The sequence below is a fragment of the Tessaracoccus sp. OH4464_COT-324 genome, from assembly GCF_003932855.1.
Taxonomy (GTDB): domain Bacteria; phylum Actinomycetota; class Actinomycetes; order Propionibacteriales; family Propionibacteriaceae; genus Arachnia.
Genome location: NZ_RQYZ01000001.1, coordinates 382,571 through 403,518, shown reverse-complemented (window position 1 = coordinate 403,518; position 20,948 = coordinate 382,571). Strand labels below are relative to the sequence as shown.

At 65.0% G+C, this 20,948-nt stretch carries 23 protein-coding genes and 4 tRNA genes; 20 read left to right on the top strand and 7 right to left on the bottom strand.

The features are described 5' to 3' along the window. Positions 1-6: 6 nt before the first annotated feature. The 3 genes from msrB to EII42_RS01975 all read right to left on the bottom strand — a co-directional run bounded on the left by msrB (position 7) and on the right by EII42_RS01975 (position 1,358). A complete protein-coding gene (gene msrB, locus EII42_RS01985) occupies positions 7-432 on the bottom strand; it encodes a peptide-methionine (R)-S-oxide reductase MsrB (protein WP_125170411.1) in 426 nt (141 codons plus the stop codon). 28 nt (positions 433-460) lie between these two features. Beyond that, entirely contained in the window at positions 461-1,255 is a 795-nt protein-coding gene (locus EII42_RS01980; protein WP_125170410.1) for a sirohydrochlorin chelatase, read from the bottom strand. A 28-nt stretch (positions 1,256-1,283) separates the two neighbouring features. Beyond that, a tRNA-Val gene (locus EII42_RS01975) sits at positions 1,284-1,358 on the bottom strand. 358 nt (positions 1,359-1,716) lie between these two features. Between EII42_RS01975 and EII42_RS01970 the strand changes: the two genes are divergently transcribed. The 17 genes from EII42_RS01970 to EII42_RS01890 all read left to right on the top strand — a co-directional run bounded on the left by EII42_RS01970 (position 1,717) and on the right by EII42_RS01890 (position 12,812). Further along, positions 1,717-1,789: transfer RNA gene (locus tag EII42_RS01970), tRNA-Gly, on the top strand. A 45-nt stretch (positions 1,790-1,834) separates the two neighbouring features. Beyond that, positions 1,835-1,905: transfer RNA gene (locus EII42_RS01965), tRNA-Cys, on the top strand. A gap of 1 nt (position 1,906) precedes the next feature. Further along, positions 1,907-1,981: transfer RNA gene (locus EII42_RS01960), tRNA-Val, on the top strand. Positions 1,982-2,037: 56 nt separating this feature from the next. Next, on the top strand, positions 2,038-2,307 hold the full coding sequence (locus tag EII42_RS01955) for a GNAT family N-acetyltransferase (RefSeq protein WP_125170409.1): 270 nt from the start codon (positions 2,038-2,040) through the stop codon (positions 2,305-2,307). 86 nt (positions 2,308-2,393) lie between these two features. Continuing rightward, complete coding sequence (gene thrS / locus EII42_RS01950) at positions 2,394-4,412, top strand: threonine--tRNA ligase (RefSeq protein WP_125170408.1); 2,019 nt, start codon at positions 2,394-2,396, stop codon at positions 4,410-4,412. Next, positions 4,409-4,930: an HIT domain-containing protein gene (locus EII42_RS01945; RefSeq protein ID WP_125170407.1), complete on the top strand. Its 522-nt coding sequence runs from the start codon at positions 4,409-4,411 to the stop codon at positions 4,928-4,930. The genes thrS and EII42_RS01945 overlap by 4 nt, the downstream gene beginning before the upstream one ends. Then, positions 4,923-5,741, top strand: a complete 819-nt coding sequence (locus EII42_RS01940; protein WP_158676358.1) for a phosphatidylinositol mannoside acyltransferase — start codon at positions 4,923-4,925, stop codon at positions 5,739-5,741. The genes EII42_RS01945 and EII42_RS01940 overlap by 8 nt, the downstream gene beginning before the upstream one ends. An 11-nt stretch (positions 5,742-5,752) precedes the next feature. Continuing rightward, a complete protein-coding gene (locus EII42_RS01935) occupies positions 5,753-6,718 on the top strand; it encodes a glycosyltransferase family 4 protein (protein ID WP_158676357.1) in 966 nt (321 codons plus the stop codon). 10 nt (positions 6,719-6,728) lie between these two features. After that, on the top strand, positions 6,729-7,319 hold the full coding sequence (locus EII42_RS01930) for a CDP-alcohol phosphatidyltransferase family protein (RefSeq protein ID WP_233558226.1): 591 nt from the start codon (positions 6,729-6,731) through the stop codon (positions 7,317-7,319). Continuing rightward, a complete protein-coding gene (locus tag EII42_RS01925; RefSeq protein ID WP_125170404.1) occupies positions 7,319-8,086 on the top strand; it encodes a DUF881 domain-containing protein in 768 nt (255 codons plus the stop codon). The genes EII42_RS01930 and EII42_RS01925 overlap by 1 nt, the downstream gene beginning before the upstream one ends. Positions 8,087-8,088: 2 nt before the next feature. Then, positions 8,089-8,421, top strand: coding sequence for a small basic family protein (locus EII42_RS01920; RefSeq protein WP_125170403.1), 333 nt, complete (start codon positions 8,089-8,091; stop codon positions 8,419-8,421). Further along, positions 8,414-9,217, top strand: coding sequence for a DUF881 domain-containing protein (locus EII42_RS01915; RefSeq protein ID WP_158676356.1), 804 nt, complete (start codon positions 8,414-8,416; stop codon positions 9,215-9,217). Before EII42_RS01920 ends, EII42_RS01915 begins: the two co-directional genes overlap by 8 nt. Positions 9,218-9,269: 52 nt before the next feature. After that, positions 9,270-9,746 carry an FHA domain-containing protein gene (locus tag EII42_RS13810; protein ID WP_125170401.1) on the top strand — a complete coding sequence of 159 codons (477 nt, stop codon included), beginning with the start codon at positions 9,270-9,272 and terminating at the stop codon, positions 9,744-9,746. Next, positions 9,746-10,438: a MerR family transcriptional regulator gene (locus EII42_RS01905; RefSeq protein ID WP_125170400.1), complete on the top strand. Its 693-nt coding sequence runs from the start codon at positions 9,746-9,748 to the stop codon at positions 10,436-10,438. The genes EII42_RS13810 and EII42_RS01905 overlap by 1 nt, the downstream gene beginning before the upstream one ends. Then, the gene (locus EII42_RS01900; protein WP_125170399.1) at positions 10,419-10,919 is read left to right on the top strand and encodes a bifunctional nuclease family protein; all 501 of its coding nucleotides are present in this window, start codon (positions 10,419-10,421) and stop codon (positions 10,917-10,919) included. The genes EII42_RS01905 and EII42_RS01900 overlap by 20 nt, the downstream gene beginning before the upstream one ends. A gap of 213 nt (positions 10,920-11,132) precedes the next feature. Then, positions 11,133-11,657 carry a MerR family transcriptional regulator gene (locus tag EII42_RS01895; protein ID WP_370318083.1) on the top strand — a complete coding sequence of 175 codons (525 nt, stop codon included), beginning with the start codon at positions 11,133-11,135 and terminating at the stop codon, positions 11,655-11,657. A gap of 30 nt (positions 11,658-11,687) precedes the next feature. Then, on the top strand, positions 11,688-12,812 hold the full coding sequence (locus EII42_RS01890) for a YhjD/YihY/BrkB family envelope integrity protein (RefSeq protein WP_125170398.1): 1,125 nt from the start codon (positions 11,688-11,690) through the stop codon (positions 12,810-12,812). Positions 12,813-12,877: 65 nt separating this feature from the next. On the opposite strand, the gene EII42_RS01885 is transcribed toward EII42_RS01890, so the two are convergent. Next, positions 12,878-14,098 (bottom strand): pyrophosphate--fructose-6-phosphate 1-phosphotransferase, encoded by a 1,221-nt coding sequence (locus tag EII42_RS01885; protein ID WP_125170397.1) that lies wholly within the window; start codon positions 14,096-14,098, stop codon positions 12,878-12,880. Between the two features lie 292 nt (positions 14,099-14,390). Between EII42_RS01885 and EII42_RS01880 the strand changes: the two genes are divergently transcribed. After that, complete coding sequence (locus EII42_RS01880; RefSeq protein ID WP_125170396.1) at positions 14,391-15,257, top strand: aldo/keto reductase; 867 nt, start codon at positions 14,391-14,393, stop codon at positions 15,255-15,257. 1 nt (position 15,258) lies between these two features. Then, positions 15,259-15,879 (top strand): L-threonylcarbamoyladenylate synthase, encoded by a 621-nt coding sequence (locus EII42_RS01875; RefSeq protein ID WP_125170395.1) that lies wholly within the window; start codon positions 15,259-15,261, stop codon positions 15,877-15,879. A gap of 3 nt (positions 15,880-15,882) precedes the next feature. Here EII42_RS01875 and EII42_RS01870 read toward each other — a convergent pair whose 3' ends face one another. After that, positions 15,883-16,434 carry a hypothetical protein gene (locus EII42_RS01870; RefSeq protein WP_125170394.1) on the bottom strand — a complete coding sequence of 184 codons (552 nt, stop codon included), beginning with the start codon at positions 16,432-16,434 and terminating at the stop codon, positions 15,883-15,885. A gap of 61 nt (positions 16,435-16,495) precedes the next feature. On the opposite strand from EII42_RS01870, the gene EII42_RS01865 reads away from it, so the two are divergent. Beyond that, a complete protein-coding gene (locus EII42_RS01865; protein WP_125170393.1) occupies positions 16,496-17,983 on the top strand; it encodes a DUF1846 domain-containing protein in 1,488 nt (495 codons plus the stop codon). A gap of 40 nt (positions 17,984-18,023) precedes the next feature. Here EII42_RS01865 and treS read toward each other — a convergent pair whose 3' ends face one another. Together treS and EII42_RS01855 are read right to left on the bottom strand one after the other, a co-directional pair. Continuing rightward, on the bottom strand, positions 18,024-20,207 hold the full coding sequence (gene treS / locus EII42_RS01860; protein ID WP_125170392.1) for a maltose alpha-D-glucosyltransferase: 2,184 nt from the start codon (positions 20,205-20,207) through the stop codon (positions 18,024-18,026). 83 nt (positions 20,208-20,290) lie between these two features. Then, positions 20,291-20,797, bottom strand: coding sequence for a GNAT family N-acetyltransferase (locus tag EII42_RS01855; RefSeq protein WP_125170391.1), 507 nt, complete (start codon positions 20,795-20,797; stop codon positions 20,291-20,293). Positions 20,798-20,948 lie beyond the last annotated feature (151 nt).

Below are 20,948 nucleotides of genomic sequence, written 5' to 3'. Positions count from 1 at the left end.
CTTGTGTTATTCGCTCTCGGGATGGAGGGTGAGGCAGACGGAGTTGATGCAGTAACGCAGGTCTGTTGGGGTGTCGTAACCTTCGCCCTCGAACACGTGACCCAGGTGGGAGTCGCAGTTGGTGCACCGCACTTCGACGCGTGGCCGCCCCGGGATGGAGAGGTCCTGCAGGTAGCGCACCCGGTCCTCGGCCTCGGGCGCGAAGAAGCTGGGCCAGCCGCAGTGCGAGTGGAACTTCTCCTTGCTGGTGAACAGCGTCGCGCCGCACGCGCGGCAGGAGTAGGTGCCGATGGTCTCCGTGTCGGTATATTCACCGGTGAAGGGCGCCTCGGTGCCGGATTCGCGCAGCACCCGGTATTCAAGGTCGGTCAGCTTGGTGCGCCACTCGGAGTCGTCGAGCTGGAACGGGGCAATGTACGGTTCGTCAGACATGGGCGCGATTCTACGCCCGGTTCACGGTTCAGCCGCGCTCGCGCGAACTCAGAAACTGGTAGTCGGCGTCAACGACGACGGGCTGCGGCTGCCCGTCGAGCAACTCCATCGCGCCGAAGGCGTAGCGGGCGAGGATCAGCTGATTTAGGTGGGGGCTGACCCCGACGGGGTCTGCCACGGCGATCGCCCCCGCGCGCTGCGCGGCCTGGGCGTGGGCCTGGTAGGCAGGCCCCGGGGTGAGGAAGGTGCCGCCGACGGCGACGTAGCGGCGCCCCTGGGCGCGCAGGTACTGCACTGCGGCGGCAGTTGCGCTGCCGTCCCCGGTCTCGATGGCCAACTGCACGGGAAGCCGGTGGTGCGCGGACCACTGTCGGGCGCGCCGGGCGACCAGTGCGGAGCCACGCGCGTCGCCGCCTTCGCGGGCGACCAGCACGAGCGCGTCGAGTTCCAGCGCCAGGCACCGGTGGAGGGCGTCACGCACCAGTTCGTCGAGGATGTTGAGTAGCTCGGTGGCTGGCCCAATTGGCCGGGAGACTATCGAGCGGATGCCCGCCTGCGAGGTCTGCTGGGCAGCTCCGTTCAGTTCCTTCGGGTAGGAAATGGCCGAGCGCAGGTCGAGGGGAACGAACACGGCTTCTTCGATGTGCTCACGCTGTAGCTCGACGATCACGCGGTCAAGATTTGGTTCGACGCCCAACTCGGCCAAGTACACGGGCAGGTCAGGCCGGCGTGCCCTGAGGCGCCCGCTGATTGCTTCTAGGGCGGAAGTGACGTCCGGGTTGGCGGTGGTGGTATCGGCAAGAACGACCGCGGGGGCACCCATTCTTGCCTCCTCACACTCGCAGGCTTCGTGGTGGGTGATGGCGGGTTCGAACCGCCGACCTCTTCGGTGTGAACGAAGCGCGCTACCACTGCGCCAATCACCCAGCTCGGTGAACTCTAGCGCATCTTTTCTGAAAGTGCGACTTCGGGGGATGAGCGCTCAATTTCGCTGCGCGTTTGTCTGGCGCTGGGCGTGGTGTCGCGATTCGAAGGAGGGCAGGTTGGGCCAATCGATTCGAGGGGCGAACGGCGATTGGCGGTGAGGGTGCGGCCGGCTATCGGGTCGCCGCTGCGGATGTCTCGGGAATCCGCCGGAGTTGGGTCGACGGCGGTGCGCTTTCGGCGAGTAATCGGCTCTGACGAGGGGGAACGCCTTCGATTTTGCATCGCCAAAAGCAGTGCGCTAGAGTTCTCATCACGCCGATGACGCGGCAAGCGAGAGCGAGCAGCGCCACGGATCAGGCGGACGTAGCTCAGCTGGTAGAGCACCACCTTGCCAAGGTGGGGGTCGCGAGTTCGAATCTCGTCGTCCGCTCGGAGAAGTCTCTCCAGGCCCCTCTGGGGAGGGTGACCTCCACCCGGTGGAGTGGCCGAGAGGCGAGGCAACGGACTGCAAATCCGTGTACACGGGTTCAAATCCCGTCTCCACCTCGGGCGGTTGGCGCAGTGGTAGCGCGCTTCCTTGACACGGAAGAGGTCGCCAGTTCAAACCTGGCATCGCCCACCAGATCGAGAAACGAGCCCCGCGGGGCTCGTTTCTCGTTTGTCCTACACTGTCTCCCCATGGAACAGAAGCACTCCCTGAAACGAAACGACGAGTCCCTGCGCTACGAACTCCGGGTGGGGGATCAGTTGGCGGCCTTCGTCGACTTCCTTGAGGTTGGCGGCGTCGTCGAGCTGCCCCACACCGAGACACTGCCCGACTTCCGCGGTCAGGGCCTTGCCGCCCAGGTGGTGGACTTCGCGCTCGACGAGATCGCTGCCGCGGGGCACGAGGTGCGCGCCACCTGCCCCTTCGCCGCGGAGCGGCTGGCGGCGCGCGGCGCGCAGTAACCGGGCGTGGGCGGCCGTCACCGAGCGCGACCCGGGCAGGCGGTGGGTGGCATAATTGCCCTGCCATCTACTGAAAGGAACGTGCCATGAACGCGTCCATCGTCGTCAATCGCCCAACCGGCCCGGAGAGGGTTGAGCTGACGACGACCACGACCGGGCTCGATCTGTTCGGCGACGACCGCACCATCGTCGCGATGAAGGTGGCGGGGGAGACTATCGACCTGGCGCGCGAACTGCGCGACGGCGACGAGGTGACCCCGGTCAGCGTCGAATCCGACGAGGGGCTCGCCATCCTGCGCCACTCGGCCGGGCACGTGACGGCCCAGGCGCTGCAGGAGATCTTCACCGAGGCCAAGCTCGGGATCGGCCCGCCGATCGTTGACGGCTTCTACTACGACTTCCAGTGCGACCCGTTGACGCCCGCGGATCTGAAGGCCATCGAGAAGAAGATGCAGCAGATCATCAAGGCGAAGCAGCGTTTCGTCAGGCGCGAGGTCTCCGACGACGAGGCGCGCGCCGAGCTGGCCGACGAGCCGTTCAAGCTGGAGCTGATCGCCGACAAGGGTTCGGCGGGCGACGCCGACGGGGCGTCGGTGGAAGTGGGTTCGGGCCAGCTGACCATCTACGACAACGTCAACCGCGACGGCTCGGTGGCTTGGAAGGACCTCTGCCGAGGCCCACACGTGCCGCACACCGGCTACCTGCAGGCTGTGAAGCTGATGCGCTCGTCCGCGGCCTACTGGCGCGGCGACCAGCGCAACGCGAGCCTGCAGCGTGTCTACGGCACGGCGTGGGCGTCGAAGGACGACCTCAACGCCTACGTGACCCGCCTGGAGGAGGCCGCCAAGCGCGACCACCGGAAGCTGGGCGTCGAACTGGACCTGTTCAGCTTCCCCGACGAGATCGGCTCCGGGCTGGCTGTCTTCCACCCGAAGGGCGCCATGGTGCGCATGGAGATGGAGGAGTACTCGCGGCGGCGGCACGTCGAGGAGGGCTACGAGTTCGCCTACACGCCGCACCTGACCAAGGCGCGCCTCTACGAGGTGTCCGGCCACCTCGACTGGTACGCCGACGGCATGTACCCGCCCATGCACATGGACGAGGAGCGCGACGAGAGGGGCAACATCACGAAACAGGGCGTGGACTACTACATGAAGCCCATGAACTGCCCCATGCACAACCTGATCTTCGCCGCGCGGGGCCGCTCCTACCGTGAGTTGCCGCTGCGCCTGTTCGAGTTCGGCACGGTCTACCGCAACGAAAAATCCGGCGTGGTACACGGCCTCACCCGAGCCCGCGGGTTTACGCAGGACGACGCGCACATTTACTGCACCCGTGAGCAGATGCGCGACGAGTTGGCCTTCCTGCTGAAGTTCGTGCTCGACTTGCTGGCCGACTACGGTCTGGACGACTTCTACCTGGAACTGTCCACGAAGAACCCGGAGAAGTTCGTCGGCGACGACGCCACCTGGGAGGAAGCCACCGAGGTGCTGCGGCAGGTGGCCACCGATTCGGGCCTGTCCCTCGTCGACGATCCGGGCGGCGCGGCGTTCTACGGCCCGAAGATCTCGGTGCAGGCGAAGGACGCCATCGGCCGCACCTGGCAGATGTCGACGATCCAGCTCGACTTCAACCTTCCTGAGCGCTTCGGGCTCGAGTACCAGGCGGCAGACGGCACGCGCAAGCGCCCGGTCATGATCCACCGCGCATTGTTCGGCTCGATCGAGCGGTTCTTCGCCGTGCTGACCGAGCACTACGCCGGGGCCTTCCCGGCCTGGCTGGCGCCGGTTCAGGTGCTGGGCATTCCGGTGGCCGCCGAGTTCAACGACTATCTAGGCGGGGTGCTGGATCAGCTGCGTCGCGCCGGGATCCGCGTGGCGCTGGACGCTTCGGATGACCGGTTTCCGAAGAAGATCCGCAACGCGCAGAAGGAGAAGGTGCCGTTCATGCTGATCGCGGGCGGTGACGATCGCGACGCCCAGGCGGTGTCCTTCCGGTTCCGCGACGGCTCGCAGCGAAATGGGGTTCCGGTGGCCGAGGCGGTGGCGGAGATCATCGAGCACGTGCGCAGCCGAAGCAACTCCACCCCGACGGCAGCACAATGAGCGAGCTGGCCGGGATTCCGGATTCGTTCCAGCGGCTGTGGACCCCGCACCGCATGGTCTACATTGACGGCGCGGCGAAGCCCCGCGATGCTGGCGAGTGCCCCTTCTGTGTCAGCCCCCGGAAAGCGGACGCCGAGGGGCTGATCGTGCACCGCGGGGAGCACGCCTTCGTCGTGATGAACCTGTTTCCGTACAATCCCGGCCACCTGCTCGTCTGCCCGTATCGGCATGTCTCGGGCTACGTCGACGCCACGCCGGAGGAGACGAGGGAGATCGCCGAACTCACGCAGCAGGCAATCTCGACGCTGCAGGCGGTGAGCCGGCCTGCCGGGTTCAACATCGGGATGAATCAGGGTGACGTGGCGGGCGCGGGCATCGCTATGCACCTGCATCAGCATGTGGTGCCGCGCTGGTTGGGAGACGCGAATTTCTTGCCGATCGTGGCGCAGACGAAGGCGGTCCCGCAGCTGCTGGAGGACGCCCGGGAACAGCTGGCCGCAGCCTGGGCGGATGCTTAGGCCGTCGCCGCGACGGGTGTTCCGCTGGGGCGGGCGGGTGCCCGTCTGGCTGGGCAACGCCATCGCGGGAGCGGGCGCGCGCGTCGTGGTGCTCAGGCCGCCAGCGGCGGTGCTCAGGTGGCGAGCCAATGTCGCCGCGGTCGTTGGGTTGGAGCCGGATCGCCGGGCCACGCGGCTCCTGATCCGACACTGGCTGATGAATCGGCTGTGGTCTTTGTCGCTCGCGAAGTGGCCCAACCTGCGGCGCATCTCGATCGATCCGGCCGACGAGCAGCGGATGCGCGACTCGCTGGCTGGGCCCGGTCTGGTTCTAGCCCTGCCGCACATGGGTTCCTGGGATGGAGCCGGGGCATGGTGCACCAGGGCGGGAATGCCGGTGGTCAGCGTCGCCGAACGGCTTCCGGACGGGCTGTTCGAGGAGTTCCGGTCCGCGCGCGAGGCGATGGGCATGAAGATCTACCCGGTGGCTGAGCGCGGGCTGACGGACTCCCTGGCCGCCGATGTGGCCGATGGCCTGGTGCTGTGTCTGCTGGCCGATCGGGATCTGAGCGCGCATGGCGTGGCGGTTCGCTGGCCCACCGGGTTCGTCTCGAAGGTGCCGGCGGGCCCGGCTCTGCTGGCCCGCCGCACGGGCGCGGATCTGCGCGTCGCCACCGCCCGCTTCGTCGGCGGTCGCCTGCGGTTGAGCGTCAGCGAGCGCATCGTGGTGGACGAGGTGGTTCCGACGATGCAGCGCGTCGTTGAGCGCTTCGCGGCTGCCATCTCTGCCGATCCCGCGAACTGGCTGGTGCTGCAGCCGATGACGCGATGAGGATCGCGCTCGTGTGTCCCTACTCACTCGACGTGGCCGGGGGAGTGGGCAAGCATGTTCTCGGCTTGGCGGGTTGGTTGCAGTCGATGGGACACGAGCCGACGGTGATCGCCCCGGGTTCGGCGCGTGCGGCGAGTTTCCCGATACACACGTTGGGTGCGAGCGTGCCCATCCGGTTTAACGGCTCAACGGCCCGACTCGCGCTTGGGGCGAGCCAACGTCGCGAGGCCTGGGCTGTGGCCGCGGCAGCCGACGTGGTGCATGTCCACGAGCCCCTCACCCCGGGCGTCGCATACGCCGTGGCGCGACGGGCGCCACGGCTCGTCGTCACGCACCATGCGCACTTCCTGCCGGGGTGGGCGTTGGGCGCGGCCCTGCGCTGGCGCGCGGCCCGGTTGGGGGCGCGGGTGAGCATCGCCGTCTCGGCCGCGGCGAATGAGACGGTGGGTCGGTTTGCGCTGCCGGCGGAGGTGATTCCGAACGCCATCGTGCCGCCGGCGGCGAGCGGGCTGAGGCGGGAGCGGCTCGGCGTGTTCATCGGGCGCAAGACGGATTCGCGCAAGGGCTACGCCATATTCCGCGATGTCCGGGAACGGCTGGCGGGGGAGGTGGACTTCGTCGAGTTCTCCGACGGGCGGGCCAGCGAAGGCGAGCTGGCCGAAGCCCTGCAGCGGGCGAGCTTCCTGTTTGCGCCGAACCTGGGCGGGGAGTCCTTCGGCGTGGTCCTTGTCGAAGCGCTCGCCAGCGGAGCGGGCATCGTTGGGAGCCGGCTGCCGGCGTTTCGGGCGGTGGTGGACGATCCGCGCGTCGTGCGCTGGTTCGAGCCGGGAAGCGTGCCCGGGGCGGTCGCTGCTGTGCGGGCGCTCCTGGGGCAGGGGGTCGGGGAATCGGTGGCGCGTGGCCTGGCGAAGCCGTTCTCGTGGGCCGAGGTGGGGCCAAGGATCCTGCGCCAGTACGAATTGGCCCTGCTGGGCTAGTGTTGTCCCCGTGACCGAACCAGTGTGGGATACCGACCGTGTGATGACAGTTCCGAATGTGCTGTCTTTCATTCGGTTGGCAGCCATTCCAGTTTTCGTCTGGCTGATCATCGTCGGCAATTACACGCCGGCGGTGGCGATTTTGATGATCTCAGGGATCACCGACTGGTTCGACGGTTTCCTGGCCCGGGTGCTGCAGCAGCGCACCAAGCTGGGCGCCCAGCTGGATCCGGTTACGGATCGGCTCTACATCATCGCGACGGTCAGCGCGTTGCTGATCAGCGGCCTGTTGCCTGCGTGGTTTGTGATGGCGCTGCTGGCGCGCGACGCGATGTTGTTGGCTTTGGTGCCTTTCCTGCGCCGCACGGGGCGAAACGCGTTGCCCGTCACGTGGCTGGGTAAGTGCGGCACGTTCGCGCTGCTGATTGCGCTGCCGTTGTTGCTGCTGGGCCACGACGCGGTGACAGGCTGGTCGCTCGTCTACTGGGTGGCCTGGGCCATCGGTCTGGTCGGAGCCGTCTTGTACTGGGTGGCGGGCTTCCAATATGTGGCCGCCACCCGGGAACTCCTGCGCGAGAGCCGGGCGGAAGTGACGCTCTGATGACCAGGCGTCCTGACGCGTCAATGAGCCTGCTTCGGACCCTCACCGAGGAGGCCTTGGAGCCGGAGTATGCCGCGACGACCGCGCCCAGGCGCACGCCTTGGCTGACGGCGACGGTATTCGGCTTGCTGGCCGCGCTGCTGGTGCTGGCCGCGGTGGAGACGCTCAGCAGCCGCGACGTCCGCTCGGCCGAGCGCGACGCCCTGGTTGCGCAGCTTCGGGAGGCCAACGAACACCAGGAGCAGCTGGCGGGCCAGATCGCGCACCGCGAGGAGCGCATCCGAGAGCTGCAGCTCGCGGCGCTGCCGGACGAGCGGCAGCGTTCCAGGTTGGCGCACGCTGAGCTGCTCGCGGGAGCCGTTGGGGTTTCGGGCCCGGGGGTTGTGATCACCGTGGACGACGCCCTCAACGCCACGCCTGCGCTGGGGCACGTGTTGGACAGTGACCTGACGGTGCTGGTCAATGGCCTGTTCGAGGCGGGGGCCGAGGCGGTTTCGATCAACGGGATCCGGGTGAGCACCCGCACTCCGATTCGGCAGGCGGGGGCCGCGATCACGGTCGACTATGTTTCCCTGCGTCCGCCCTACCGGGTGGAAGGCTTGGGAAACAGCGCCCAGCTCGCGAGCCGGTTCGCCCGAACGTGGGCTGGGGAGTGGTGGCGCACGCTGCACCTGAATTATGGGCTGAGGCTTGATGTGCTGCCGGTAGACTTCGTCGAGTTGGCGGCAGATCCCGGTTTGGGGCTGCGGCATGCGAAGAAGGGATAGCCGTGTACGCGATTCTTGGTCTAGTGGTTGGCGTCGTGCTCGGCCTCTATTTCGACCCGACGCTGCCGCCTGCACTCGCCCCCTACTTTCCCATTGCCATCGTGGCGGCCCTGGACGCGATCTTGGGGGCGACACGAGCCTACTTCGAGGGGGTGTTCAGCGACCGGGTATTCGCAGTCAGCTTTCTGTCCAACGTGTTGATCGCCGGCCTGATCGTCTTCATCGGGGACCAGATCGGTGTCGGCTCGCAGCTGTCCACTGGCGTGGTGGTGGTGTTGGGAATCCGCATCTTCACGAATGCGGCCGCCGTCAGGAGGGCCATCTTTCATGCCTGAGCAGCCCGACGAGGTGACCGCCGGCGCGGCTGCGGAACCAGGGCCGAGGCCCGACGGGGCAGCCAGCCGGCCGCTCCGGCGTGGCTTGGAACGAGACTACGTGCGCGACTTTCTGCGGCCGAGCCGAGGACAGGTCGTCGCGGCGGTACTGCTGTGCGTCACGGCGCTGCTGCTGACGTGGAGTTGGCGCTCGCAGAGCGCGCAGCCGGAATTCGCCCAGGCGCGGCAGGCCGACCTGGTTCAGCTGCTGGACACCGTGACGAGCCGCTCGCGCGGCATGGAAGCCGAGCTGCGTGACCTGGAACAGACGTACAACGAGTTGCTGAGTGGCCAGGATCAGGAGGCGAAGCGGCAGCAGGATGCGCAGCGCCGCCTGGAACAGTTGAGCATCCTGGCGGGCCTGGTGCCGGCCGAGGGTCCTGGGATCGTGATCAGGATCGAGGATCCGCAAGGGAAGATGGCTCCCGACCTGATGCTCAACGCTGTGGAGGAACTGCGCGACGCTGGGGCGGAGGTGATCGAGCTGAACGGGAAGGTGCGGCTTGTGGCGGGCAGCTATTTCACCTCTGACCAGGGCCGATTGCTCGTGGATGAGGTGCCGCTCGACGCGCCCTACATGATTCGCGCGATTGGCGACCCGGCGACGCTGGAGGCGGGCGCGCGATTCCGGGGCGGGCTGGTGAGCGAGGTTGAGGGCGCCCGGATGGGGGGCCAGGTGTTCATCACGCAGCAGGAGCTGATCCGAATCCAGTCGATTAACGATCCCGGTGAGTACCAGTTTGCCCGCCCTCGATAGGGTTGGCATACGCTAGAGTCTTGCAGGAACCGAGGGGAACGAGGGCTAAGCAATGAAGTGCCTGAAGTGTGGCTTTGACTGTGCGGAGACCGCCCGATTTTGCAGCCATTGCGGTGCGCAGCTGGAAACATTGACGGACACCACGACGAATCTTCCGATCATCGATGATCTGGAGTACACGCGTCCGCGCCACACTGAGGTCATCCCCGGCCTCGCGCCGGGCAACGCGATGCTAATGGTCAGGCTGGGGCACGGCGACGAGTCGCGTTTCCTGATCGACGCGGATGTCACCACTGTGGGGCGCCACCCGGAGTCCGATATCTTCCTTGATGACATCACCGTCTCCCGGCACCACGCTAAGTTCATCCGGATCGACGGTGTCCTTTTCCTGGAGGATCTGGGAAGCCTGAACGGTACCTACATCAACCGAACCTTGATCGATGGCCGAGCCATCGTCCGGGATGGTGATGAGGTGCAGATCGGGAAGTATCGTGCCACCGTGGCAGTGGGAGACGCACGAGGCAGCTGATGCCCGTCGAGGAGTGGAAGATCAGCCAAGTCCTGGAGAAGGTGCGAGCGGAGTTTCCGGACCTCTCCCTATCCAAGCTGCGATTTCTCGACAACCAAGGTTTGATCTCGCCCGAGAGACTCCAGTCCTCCGGATATCGTCGGTTCACTCAGAAAGACATCGACCGGTTGCTTTACGTTCTGCGCGCGCAGCGTGATCGTTACCTTCCGCTGAAGGTGATTCGAGAGGAGCTGGAGGCGATCGATCGCGGGGAGGAGCCGATGACTGCGCCGCCGCCTGCTGTGGAGCCGGTGGCACCCGATCCGCCGCCTGAGCGAACGCAACAGAGGGTGAGGGTTCCGGCGTCGCAACTTTTCACCCGCAGACAGGTTTTGGTGGAGTCCGGGATCCCGGAGGCCTCGCTGATCCACTTGGAGCGAATGCGTCTGGTGGAGCCGAGGCGCGGATCCAATTTGTATGGGCGGGAGGCGATTGCGGTAGCCAGCGCCGCAAAGAGACTCGCGCACTACGGCTTGGACCTTAGACAGCTTCGGGTGGTGAAGGATGCCGCCTCGACAGAGGTTGCGCTCATCGAGCAGATCTTGGAGCCCTATCGGCGACGAAACGGCTACCCGAGTGAATGCATGGCCGACGTGTGCCGCTCGATCATGCAGGCCCACCTTGCCTTTCTACATGGACAGTTCAATGTGTGACGACAAGCCAGAAACGGTTGATTTGACGGTGCAGGGCATCAGGCTCAGCGGCGAGAACGACCAGCCGATCCTCCTGCTGGAGCACCAGGCGACAGGTTTGGTCCTGCCGATCTGGATCGGGACCGTCGAAGCCGCGGCGATTGCTTTGCTGCTGTCTCCGGACGAGGAGTTCACCCGCCCCTTGACGCACGACTTGCTGGGCAGTGTGCTCGAACAGGTTGAGGCCACCGGACACGTCGAGATTTACGACATGGTCGACGGGCTTTTCTACGCCAGGCTGGTGCTGAACATCGGTGAGATTGAGGCGAGGCCTAGCGACGCCGTCGCCGTCGCGGTGCGCATGGGCTGGCGGGTCCTCTGCCCGAGCGCGTTGCTGCACCGGGTCGGGGTGGCCCCTGAGCAGTTGGATCAGGATGAGGTCGATGAGTTCGTCGCTTTCCTAGACCAGATAAATGCCGATGACTTCACGGCGGAAGAATGAAGCTAAACATCGAGTTTAGGTTTCCCGAGGCGCCAGCCGGCCGCTCGCCGGCTGGCCGGGCTTGGGCGAATAACCTAGCCAGAGTTTACTCATGGCCGGGGAGTGTGCCGGGCGGGCCTGAGCCCTGGGGAGCGACGTGTGCCGGGGCGGCGTGTCGGTGCGGAATCAGGCTGGGGCGAAGGTAGCGTTCTGGCAGCCGAGAGGAAAGAGGAGATCGTGGCAGAGCTACAAGACGCGCTGTTCGAGGGCGATTACACGCCTGTGCCGAGCGATTTCGGTTTCCGCGGCCCGTTGGCCCAGCGGGTGGCGGGGATCACCTATCGGCAGCTTGACTATTGGGCGCGGACCGGTCTTGTGGTGCCGTCCATTCAGGAGGCGGGCGGCTCGGGCACGCAGCGCCTGTATTCTTTCGGCGACATCCTGCTGCTTCGAGTGGTTAAGCGTTTTCTGGACGTTGGTATCTCGTTGCGTCAGGTGCGTGCCGCCGTTGACCATCTGCGGGCCCGCGGGATCAGCGATGTCACGTCGGTGACGCTCGTCAGCGACGGATTCAGCGTTTTCGAGGTCACCAGCGCCAACGAGCTCTATGACCTGACCCGTGGTGGGCAGGGCATGTTCATGATCTCGGTCAGCTCGGTCTGGAAAGAAATCGAGGGGACTCTTCTGTCGATGCCGGTTGAGCGCGGCGAGAGCGTCGCGGACGAGTTGGCGGCGCGACGGGCGAGAGCCGCTGGGTGATGAGCTCGGACGGTCGCTAGTCTTGGTCGGGTGAAGGACAGACTCGATCAGCTCATGAAATGGCCGCCGGTCGCGCACCTGTTGGCAGCGGCTGGCCGGTTCAGCACCAGGCTCGGCCCCCAGTTCGCGGGAGCGATCACCTACTTCTCGGTTCTCTCGCTGGTGCCGATTCTGATGTTCTCCTTCGCCATGCTGGGCATGGTGCTCACCGTGCTCCGTCCCGATCTGCTCGCGGGCATCCAGGTCTGGGTCGAGCAGGCGCTGGGGGGAGTTCCCGGTGACAACGCGCAGTCGATCAAAGGCGTGATAGACAACGCGCTGTCGTCCTGGAAGGGCATTGGTTTGACGGCCCTGCTGATGGCCGGCTACTCCGGGTCCGGTTGGGTGGGCAACCTGAAGATGGCCGTCCGGATGATGTGGCGTGAGGTGGCGGTGGACGAGGAGAACTCCACCAATCCGGTTGTGAATGTTCTTGGCAACATGGTCATCTTCCTCGGCCTGATTGTGTGCGTGATTCTCGTCATCGCGGTTGCTCAGTTCGGCTGGCTGGGCTCGTCCTGGTTGATCGGTGTTTTGCAGCTCGACGGAGTTCCCGGGATAGGCCTGCTGTTCTCCGTCGTGTCCTTCCTGCTCAACTTCCTCGTGGCGTGGATCCTGGTGGCGTTTCTGTTCCTCACCCTGCCGGGCGAGCGGGTGCGCAGCCGCGTTTGGCTCGTCGGGGTTACGATGGGCGCGCTGCTGATCACCATCCTGCAGCAGCTCGCAGGCGTGATCACGAGCATGTTCTCCAGCAGCCCCGCAGCATCCGTGTTCGGCTCGCTCATCCTGCTCATGCTGCTCATGAACCTGCTGGCCACCGTACTCCTGTTCTGTGCCGCCTGGATCGGCACGGATCCCCAACGGCGCCCCGACGTGAGCGGCGTGCGGGCGAAGGCCGCGGAGATGGCGGCTAACCGCGCAGCTGTTGCCCGCGCCTTCGCGGAGCCCAGGGGTAGTCAGCCTCCGGAGGAACTGGTGAAGCAGTCGGTCGCTGAGCGGGGAGTGCGCGCGGGGCTGAAGGTGGGCTACGGCGTCGGAGCAGCCACCGGGTTGGGTGCGGGCGCGCTGCTCGCCGCGACGGCGTCGGCCTTCTCGCGGCTGTTTGGCCGCCGCTGAGTCGAGTCACGAAAGACGGGGTGGGCGGATGATCCTTCCGCCCACCCCGTGACAGGTTCCCGGACTCAGTGAGTTTCCGCCTTGGCGGGGATCTCCTGCCCGATGGACTTCAGCAGGTCGATGTACCACTGCTGCTCAATGTCGAAGGCCTTACCACCTGCGATGCGGTCGAAGGCGATGGCGGTGAGCACGTTGCCGTTCTCCTCGTCCTCACCGATGACGCCGGCTTCGCCGCGCAGAGCGCAGTCGACGGCAAGGTCGGTGCAGCGCTTGATGAGTTCCAGATCAGCCTCGTTGGCTGCGGCGGAGCGGGAGTAGTAGCCCGATTTCTGCACCATTACCTTCTCGGCCCCGAGCATCTCGGCGAACTTCGACGCGAACCAGGCCCCCGGGTTGACCTTGTCAAGCTTGACGTGGCCGAATGGGTCGCGGGGCACCTCCGCGCCGGACGCCTCCATCTCGGCGACGATGGAGTCGAGGCCGGCTCCCTCGGACAGGAAGATCGTCACGTTGCCGATCTCGTCCATCACCGTGCGCAGGCGCTTGCTTTCCGCGGCAATGTCGATGACGCCCTCGGGGACGTATACCCCGTGCACATCCCAGGCTTCCTTGCTCAGCCCGATCTCGGGCAGCCACTCCTGCTCGTCCACCCAAGCGTGGTAGCGCTCCGCGGTCGCCGCGGTCAACCAGCCGCAGTGGCGGCCCATGACTTCGTGGACGATCAGCATCCGTGAACCGGAGTTGTGTTCGGCCACGATGTTCTTGGCGAAGCGGGCGCCCATCTCGGCTGCAGTCCAGGCGCCGAGCGACTGCCGGATCGGGATGACGTCGTTGTCGATGGTCTTCGGCAGGCCCACGACGGTGAGGCCGTAGTCGTGTTCCGCGAGGTACGCGGCGAGGTCGGCGGCGGTGGTGTTGGTGTCGTCGCCACCGATGGTGTGCAGGACGTCAACGCCGTCAGCCACCAGCCGGTCAGCGGCCACCTTGAGTGGGTTCTCGCCCTCGGCCACCAGCCCGCGCTTGACCAGGTCCTTGGCGTTGGTGAGCTTCACCCGGGAGTTTCCGACGGGGGAGCCGCCAAACTTGTGCAGGAGGTGGGCCTTGGCGCGCACGGTCTCGTCTACGACGAGGTAGTCGCCTCGCAGCAGACCCTGGTAGCCGTGCTTGTAGGCGATGATCTCCACCTCGGGGGCGACAGCGGTGTATTTCTCGATCAGCCCGCCGATGGCGGAGGAGAGGCACGGAGCAAAGCCACCCGCAGTGAGGATGGCGACCTTCTTAACCATGAAGTGTCCTTTCAACATAGCCGAACAGGAGTCAGCCTATTGCACATTGACCGCAGGCCCCACAACACCCAGCCGAATGAACCGTCTGCTTGCAAGGAGCCGCTGCGGACGAACCGCGAGCGTCCTGGATCGCCAGAACGTCGGAGGGCGGATGCCGTCTCCGGCACACGGTTCGCCGAATCCGGCCGCAGACTGGGAACGAGGCGGTGCGGCGGTAGCCTGCAGCATAGTTGGTCTCCCATCAAGTGCCGATTCGCCTGTGCAACGTTTTCCGGCCCGCTAGACTCTCGTCATGAGCCGTCAACTAGGTAGTTTTCAGGTCTCGGCAGTGGGCTATGGGGCAATGTCGCTTTCCATGCCCGAAGCGGTTGAGAACCCCCACCTCACCGTGCATGCAGCGCTGGAAGCGGGCGTCACTCTCATCGACACCGCGGACATCTACGCGCCTTCGTGGGATGCGATGGGGCACAACGAGCGGGTGATCTCGGATGCCCTGCGCTCCTATCCGGGAGATACCGGCGGAGTCGTGGTGGCGACGAAGGCCGGTATCACCAGGAACGAAGGGGAGAGCTGGGGGCGCAATGCCACGTTGGCGTACCTGAGAAGCCGAGCCGAGGCTTCCATTGCAGCGCTGGGGGTGGAACGCCTGGATCTGCTGTACCTTCACCGGCCGGATCGGCGCGTTGCTTTTGAAGAAAACATGGTGGCGCTCGGGCAGCTGAAGGCGGACGGCCTCGCGAAGGAAGTAGGCATTTCGAACGCCAATCTTGAGGAGATCGCGATCGCGGTCGAGGTTCTGGGGGAAGGTGGTTTGGCGGCCGTGCAGAATGAGTTCTCGCCGTGGTTTAACCACACGAGCAAACCGGAGCTGGATTACTGCGGGGCGCACGGCATCGCGTTCGTGCCCTTCGCCCCGCTGGGCGGGGCGCATCGACGGGCCGTCCGCTTGGGACAGCGTTTCCCGGCGATCGGAGAGGTGTCGGAGGAGTTGGGAATCAGCCCTTACCGGGTGACCTTGGCCTGGGAACTGTCGTTGGGAGAACATGTCATCCCCATTCCCGGCGCCACCCGTCCCGAGACCATCCGTGACTCGGCTGCAGCGATGAATGACGTAGTGCCGACCGAATTGTTGGAAAAGATAACCAAGGGAGTGCTGTGAAATGGCCAAGTATCTAGATGTTCATCCAGATAATCCGCAGCCGCGCGCGATAGCGCAGGCTGCCCAGATTCTGCGCGACGGCGGGCTCATCGTCTACCCCACGGATTCGGGTTTCGCGCTTGGCGCGTTGTTGGGCAACGTCGAGGGCATTCGCCGGATCAAGAGCATCCGTCAGCTCGACGACAAGCACAATTTCACGCTGGTTGTGGACGACTTCGCGAAGCTGGGCCAGTACGTGGAGATGGATAACTGGGTGTTTCGTGCTGTGAAAGCTGCGACGCCTGGCCGGTATACCTTCATCCTGAAGGCGACGCGCGAGGTGCCCAAGATGATGCAACACCCGAAGAAGAAGACGGTTGGGGTGCGCATCCCGGAGCACAAGACCGTCACTGCTCTCCTGCAGGCGCTAGACCAGCCCTTGCTGACGTCGACGCTGCTGCTCCCCGGCGACGATGTGCCGCCCACCGATGGTTGGCAGATAAAAGAACTGCTCGACCATCAGGTCGAGGCAGTTCTGGATTCGGGCGACGTCGGGCTGGTGGCCACCACGGTGGTCGATCTCACGGGGGATGAGCCCGTCGTCGCTCGCCACGGGGCAGGAGATCCAACTCCGTTTGAGTGAGTTTTACTTCTTGAGCAGCGGCAGCGCCCCCAGGTAGGAAGATTCCTGGCCGGCAAGGTACTTCTGTTTCGCGTCCTTGGCTCCGAGGATTGCGAGCACGAAGTACACGACACCCACCAGGGAAAGGATGCCGCTGAGGAAGTTGCTGAACCAAAACAGAGGCAGAGCAACGCTGATGATCATCCGCGTGGCCGACATGTTGAAGGTATCGCGTAGGTGTTGGTCGTAGAGCGGCTCCTTACCGCGTTCCGCGAAGTAGAAGATCATGCCGATGAGAGGGACAAAGACCGAGAGCCAGGCGTTCAGTGTGACGTTTTGCGAGTTGCCGGGAGAAACCGGCACCTGGGCGCCATGGTAGGGGCGCAAGCCAGAATCTACGGGCACGGGCTGGGGTTGGTAGTCGTAGCTGCCCGCGCCGTATGCCGGTTCCACCGGCAACGGCGCGGGTTCCGGCATCGCGAGGTCGTAGCCCGCGCCATCCAGCGGCTCCGGAGCAGGCTGCCCTCCCACGGGCTGCGCCATGTCGTCGTAGTTTGCGTAGGGATTGTTTGTCATCTTTTCTCCATACTTGCGGGTGCTCCCCATGCTACCAACCGGCAGGCGCTAAGCTTCCGACGTGCGAGTGGGATTCGATCGATCTAGGTATCTGGCTATGCAGTCGGAGCAAATCGCGCAACGACGACGCAAGTTCGGCGGCAAGCTGTACCTGGAGTTCGGGGGCAAACTGTTCGATGACATGCACGCGTCACGCGTTCTTCCGGGGTTTACTCCGGACAACAAGATAGCGATGTTGGAAACCATGCGCGACGAGGTTGAGGTTGTCGTCGTGGTGAGCGCCAAGGACATCGCGGTCAAGAAGCAGCGCTCGGACCTGGGAATCCCCTACGAGGATGATGTGTTGCGTCTCATTGACGCCTTTCGCAGCCGTGGCCTGTTCGTGGGGAGCGTGGTGATCACGCAATCTACGGAGGATAACGCCCCGGCACGCGCGTTCCGCCGCAAGCTGGAGCGGCTCGGGTTGAAGGTGTACCGGCACTACCCAATCAAGGGCTACCCGCACGACGTTCGACACATCGTCAGCGCCTCAGGGCTGGGGAGGAACGATTACATCGAGACCGAGAGGGACGTCGTCGTCATCACCGCTCCCGGACCGGGCAGCGGGAAAATGGCCACCTGCCTGTCGCAGCTCTACCACGACCACGTGCGCGGCATCAGTTCGGGCTACGCCAAGTACGAGACCTTCCCCATCTGGAACCTGCCTATCGATCACCCGGTGAACGTGGCGTACGAGGCCGCGACGGCCGACCTGGACGACGTCAACCTGATAGACCCGTATCATCTCGCGGCCTACGGTGAGCAGTGCGTCAACTACAACCGTGACGTGGAGGTGTTTCCCGTTCTCAACCAGCTGTTCGAATCGCTGCTGGGGGAATCTCCCTACAAGTCGCCCACCGACATGGGCGTCAACATGGTGGGCATGTGTATCAGCGACGACGAGGTGTGCCGCGATGCGTCGAAACAGGAGGTGATCCGGCGTTGGTACAAGGCCGCCGTGGAGGAGCGCAAGGAGGGGCTGGAGCCTGACGCGTCCGAGCGCATAGCGTTGCTGATGACCCAACTCGGGATCAGCGGGATGGACCGGCCAGTGGTGGAGCCTGCGCTACAGCTGGCCAAGAAGACCAAGGCTCCCACCGCCGCCATTCAGTTGCCGGACGGCCAGATCGTGTTGGGTAAGACATCCGAGCTGCTGGGCGCGTCGAGCGCGATGCTGATCAACGCGTTGAAGGAATTGGCGGGCATTGACCCCACCGAGACGCTGCTCTCCCCGGAGTCCATCGAACCCATTCAGTGGTTGAAGACTGAGATCTTGGGCTCACGGAACCCGCGCCTGCACACCGACGAGGTGCTGATCGCGCTGGCCGTGAGCGCAAAAACCCACGATAATGCCCGCAGAGCGATGGAACAGCTACAACACCTTCGCGGTTGTGACGTTCACGAAACGGTGATTCTTGGCCCGGTTGACGAGAACATTTTCCGCCAGCTGGGGATCCACGTCACGACCGAGCCTATCTATCAGACGAAGAGCCTGTATCGGAAACGCTAGGGCGTGTTCCGAAAGTCAGGCTGGGCCGTGGCACACCGGATCAGTTGATGACGAGCGCGGCGCCGCCGAAGGCCGGCAGCGCGAGCGTGAATCCGCCGAGTTCGTCCACCTCCGCGAGTTCTGCTCCGCTGGCCAAGTCGGTGACCCGCCCGGGTGGGATTTCGTCGCTGCGGAGGTAGGCGTCGATGGGTTCTGGTGAGAAGTTTAGGGCGGTGACCTGGGTACGCAGATCCGGTAGCCGGTTCACGAGAACCAGCATGCTGCGGCTGGTGACGCTCGGCACGTCCACCAGGGTGCCGAAAGCGAGGCCGTTGTCCCGGCGCACCCGAATGATGCGGGCAAGCCGGCTCGCGAACGACTCCGGGTCGGCAAGCTGATCGGGCAACGGGCCGTAGAGGGCCTTGGCCCGCGGCATGCCGGCCGACGATGCCTCCACCTCCGTGGCCGAGCCGAGCAGGTCGTAGGCACCGCGCTCGATCCACCGGGTGTCGCCGTCGACCATCAACACCGCCACCTGCTCCGCGTCCAGCGGCAGCGCGCCGACGAGGTCCCAGCCGGACAGCGCGAACACGCCGGGTTGGTAGGCGTTGAACATGCACAGCAGCAAATGGGCCTGGATGATGCGCTCGCGGTCCTCGTCGGTGATTGCGGAGAAATCGCTGATCCCGAGAGCCGCGGTTATCACGGAGACCGTCGTGCAGGCGATGCCGTTCTGTGTGAATACGCGGTTGTATCGCACGCTGGGGCCGGTCAGGACAGCGCGCAGCGTGGCGCGGACGTGGTCGGCCAGAGCGGCGCCGGAGAGTTCCAGGCCGTCGAATTGGAACAGCTGTTCGGCGTGTCGGGATGTGAAATGGACCAACTCATAGGTGAGCTCATCGTGGTTCTGGAGGGCATGGACCAGCGATGCCTGGTCGATGCCCAGCGCGAGCGACTCGTTCAGTACCAGCCGCAGGAACTCGGTATCGCCCGTAGCCAGGGCGAGGTGATACCCGGGACGGGAGACGAAGTCGTAGCTGAGGTCGGGCCCGACGGCGCCCGTCGCCGCGATCTCGTCGAAGCTCAGATTCAGCTCCTGGAAGGTGAAGCCCCCGAGCTTACGCACGAGCGCGCCGATCAGCTGGTTGGCCGCTTGGGAGAGGGGGTGTCCCTCGCTCCAAGCGGGGGAGAGGTCCACCGACTTCTCAACCGCGAGGAAACCGTTGGCGTCTAGCCGAAGGCCGCCGGTGCCGAGATCAAGCAGAGAGTGCAGAATATCGCCCATCACCAGGCGCATACCGGCACAGCTTGGGTCGAGCCAATTGATCGAAGGCTGCCCATCCTTGAAGTAGTGCAGGTAAACCCAGCGGTGTGCGACGCCGTTCACGTCGGGGATCGGCGCGGTGGCGGACCAGTTGGTTTCTTTCACCCCGGGTTCATAGAAGATGACCCGTTGGAGTTCGCCGATGATGTAGCCGGCCTCGGCCAGGGCGCGCTCAGTCTCGGGGGAGAGATTCACGCAGTCCCGCCCCTCCGGAACCTCCGGCAGCAGATGCCAGGCCTCCTCTGGGATCGCCACCATGTGGTAGATGCCAGGGTAGTCGCCGTAATTCAGCTCGGCGAGCCGAAAGTCCGCTCCCTTGCCAGTGTGCGCGGGAATGATGTCGTCAATGATGGTGCCGCCGAAACGGGCTGCCGTCTCGCACATCGACCGGAACTCGTCCTCCGAACCGAAAAGGGGGTCGATGGACATCGAAATTCGATCGAAGTGACCATCGATGCTGGGTGTGGACTGTAGCCCCTTGAGGCCCCCGGCGAGTTTCACCGGCCCGGTGTGGATGGCGTCGATCCCGATTCGTTCGAACGCATCCCACAACGCGTCCTCGCCGAGCGCTCCGAGGAAGGACTGGCCAGGCGACGTGATGAGGCTCAACGGATAGGCGGTGAACCAGACCTGGGCCTGATCGAGCGCGTTGCGTGGAGCGGGGGAGGCAAAGGCGTTGCTCCACATGAGATGGTTACCCGCCAGTTGGCGGGCGAGCCGCGTGGCATCGGCCAGCATCGACTGTCCGACGAGCCACTCGACGTAGGCCTCGTTGCGGCCATCAGCCTCAAATTCGGGGGCCTCAGTAACGGTTGAAACGGCTCGCCGCGCTCTCGGGCGCAGTCGCGCCGGTCGGGCGGCGAAGCGCTGCTGGTCAAAACTGGGTTCGGCGGTGATTTCCTCGGTCTCATTGGGGCCCATGGTCAAACCGTACTCGCAATCGGCTGGCTTTCGCTGACCGGCCGCGATTTCTCCGTCACTCCAGGCGAGCGCGGAGCGGTCGGCTACGCGAAATGTCTCAGATAGGCGACCAGCGTGGTCCGGGAGCCGGCGCTTTCGGGCGAATCGAACCATAGGCCCTCAACGAAACCGGCCGAGCGCAGCGCGCGAATCGATGCGGCGTTGCGATGGTCTGGGCAGGCCAACACGCCCTGCGCCTGCGGCCAGACCCAGCGCGCCATCGAGACCAACTCCCGAAGGAGTGCTGTGCCATAGCCCTGGCCAAGCAGGTCTGGCTCGCCGATACAGAAGTCCATCGCCACATATCCGGGTGGCGCGGGAACGGTGTCTCCCACATCCTCGATGCGGTAAAGTTGCGCGTACCCCGCGTCTCGACCCTCGATCTCTACCACCAGCATGCGCACGGGAATAACGCCCCGGATGCGCGGGCCGAACCGACGGTGTGCTTCCTCCAGGCTGAGCGCGGGAAACCAGCGCGCGGCAGCGGGGGAGGTCTGCCACCTGATTAACTGCGGCAGATCAGCCAATTGCATCGCGCGGAAGGCCACCATGCCATGATCCTAGCTTTGTCGCACTGCGCATCCTCACTGTCTTGGCGCGTTGGATGGGCGGTCCGGCGCCAGCCAAGGCAAGCAATTGCAGCGGATGCGTCCCCCAACCGACAAAGACTGTCAGAGCCTCACCTCATGCTTGTTCGTGGCA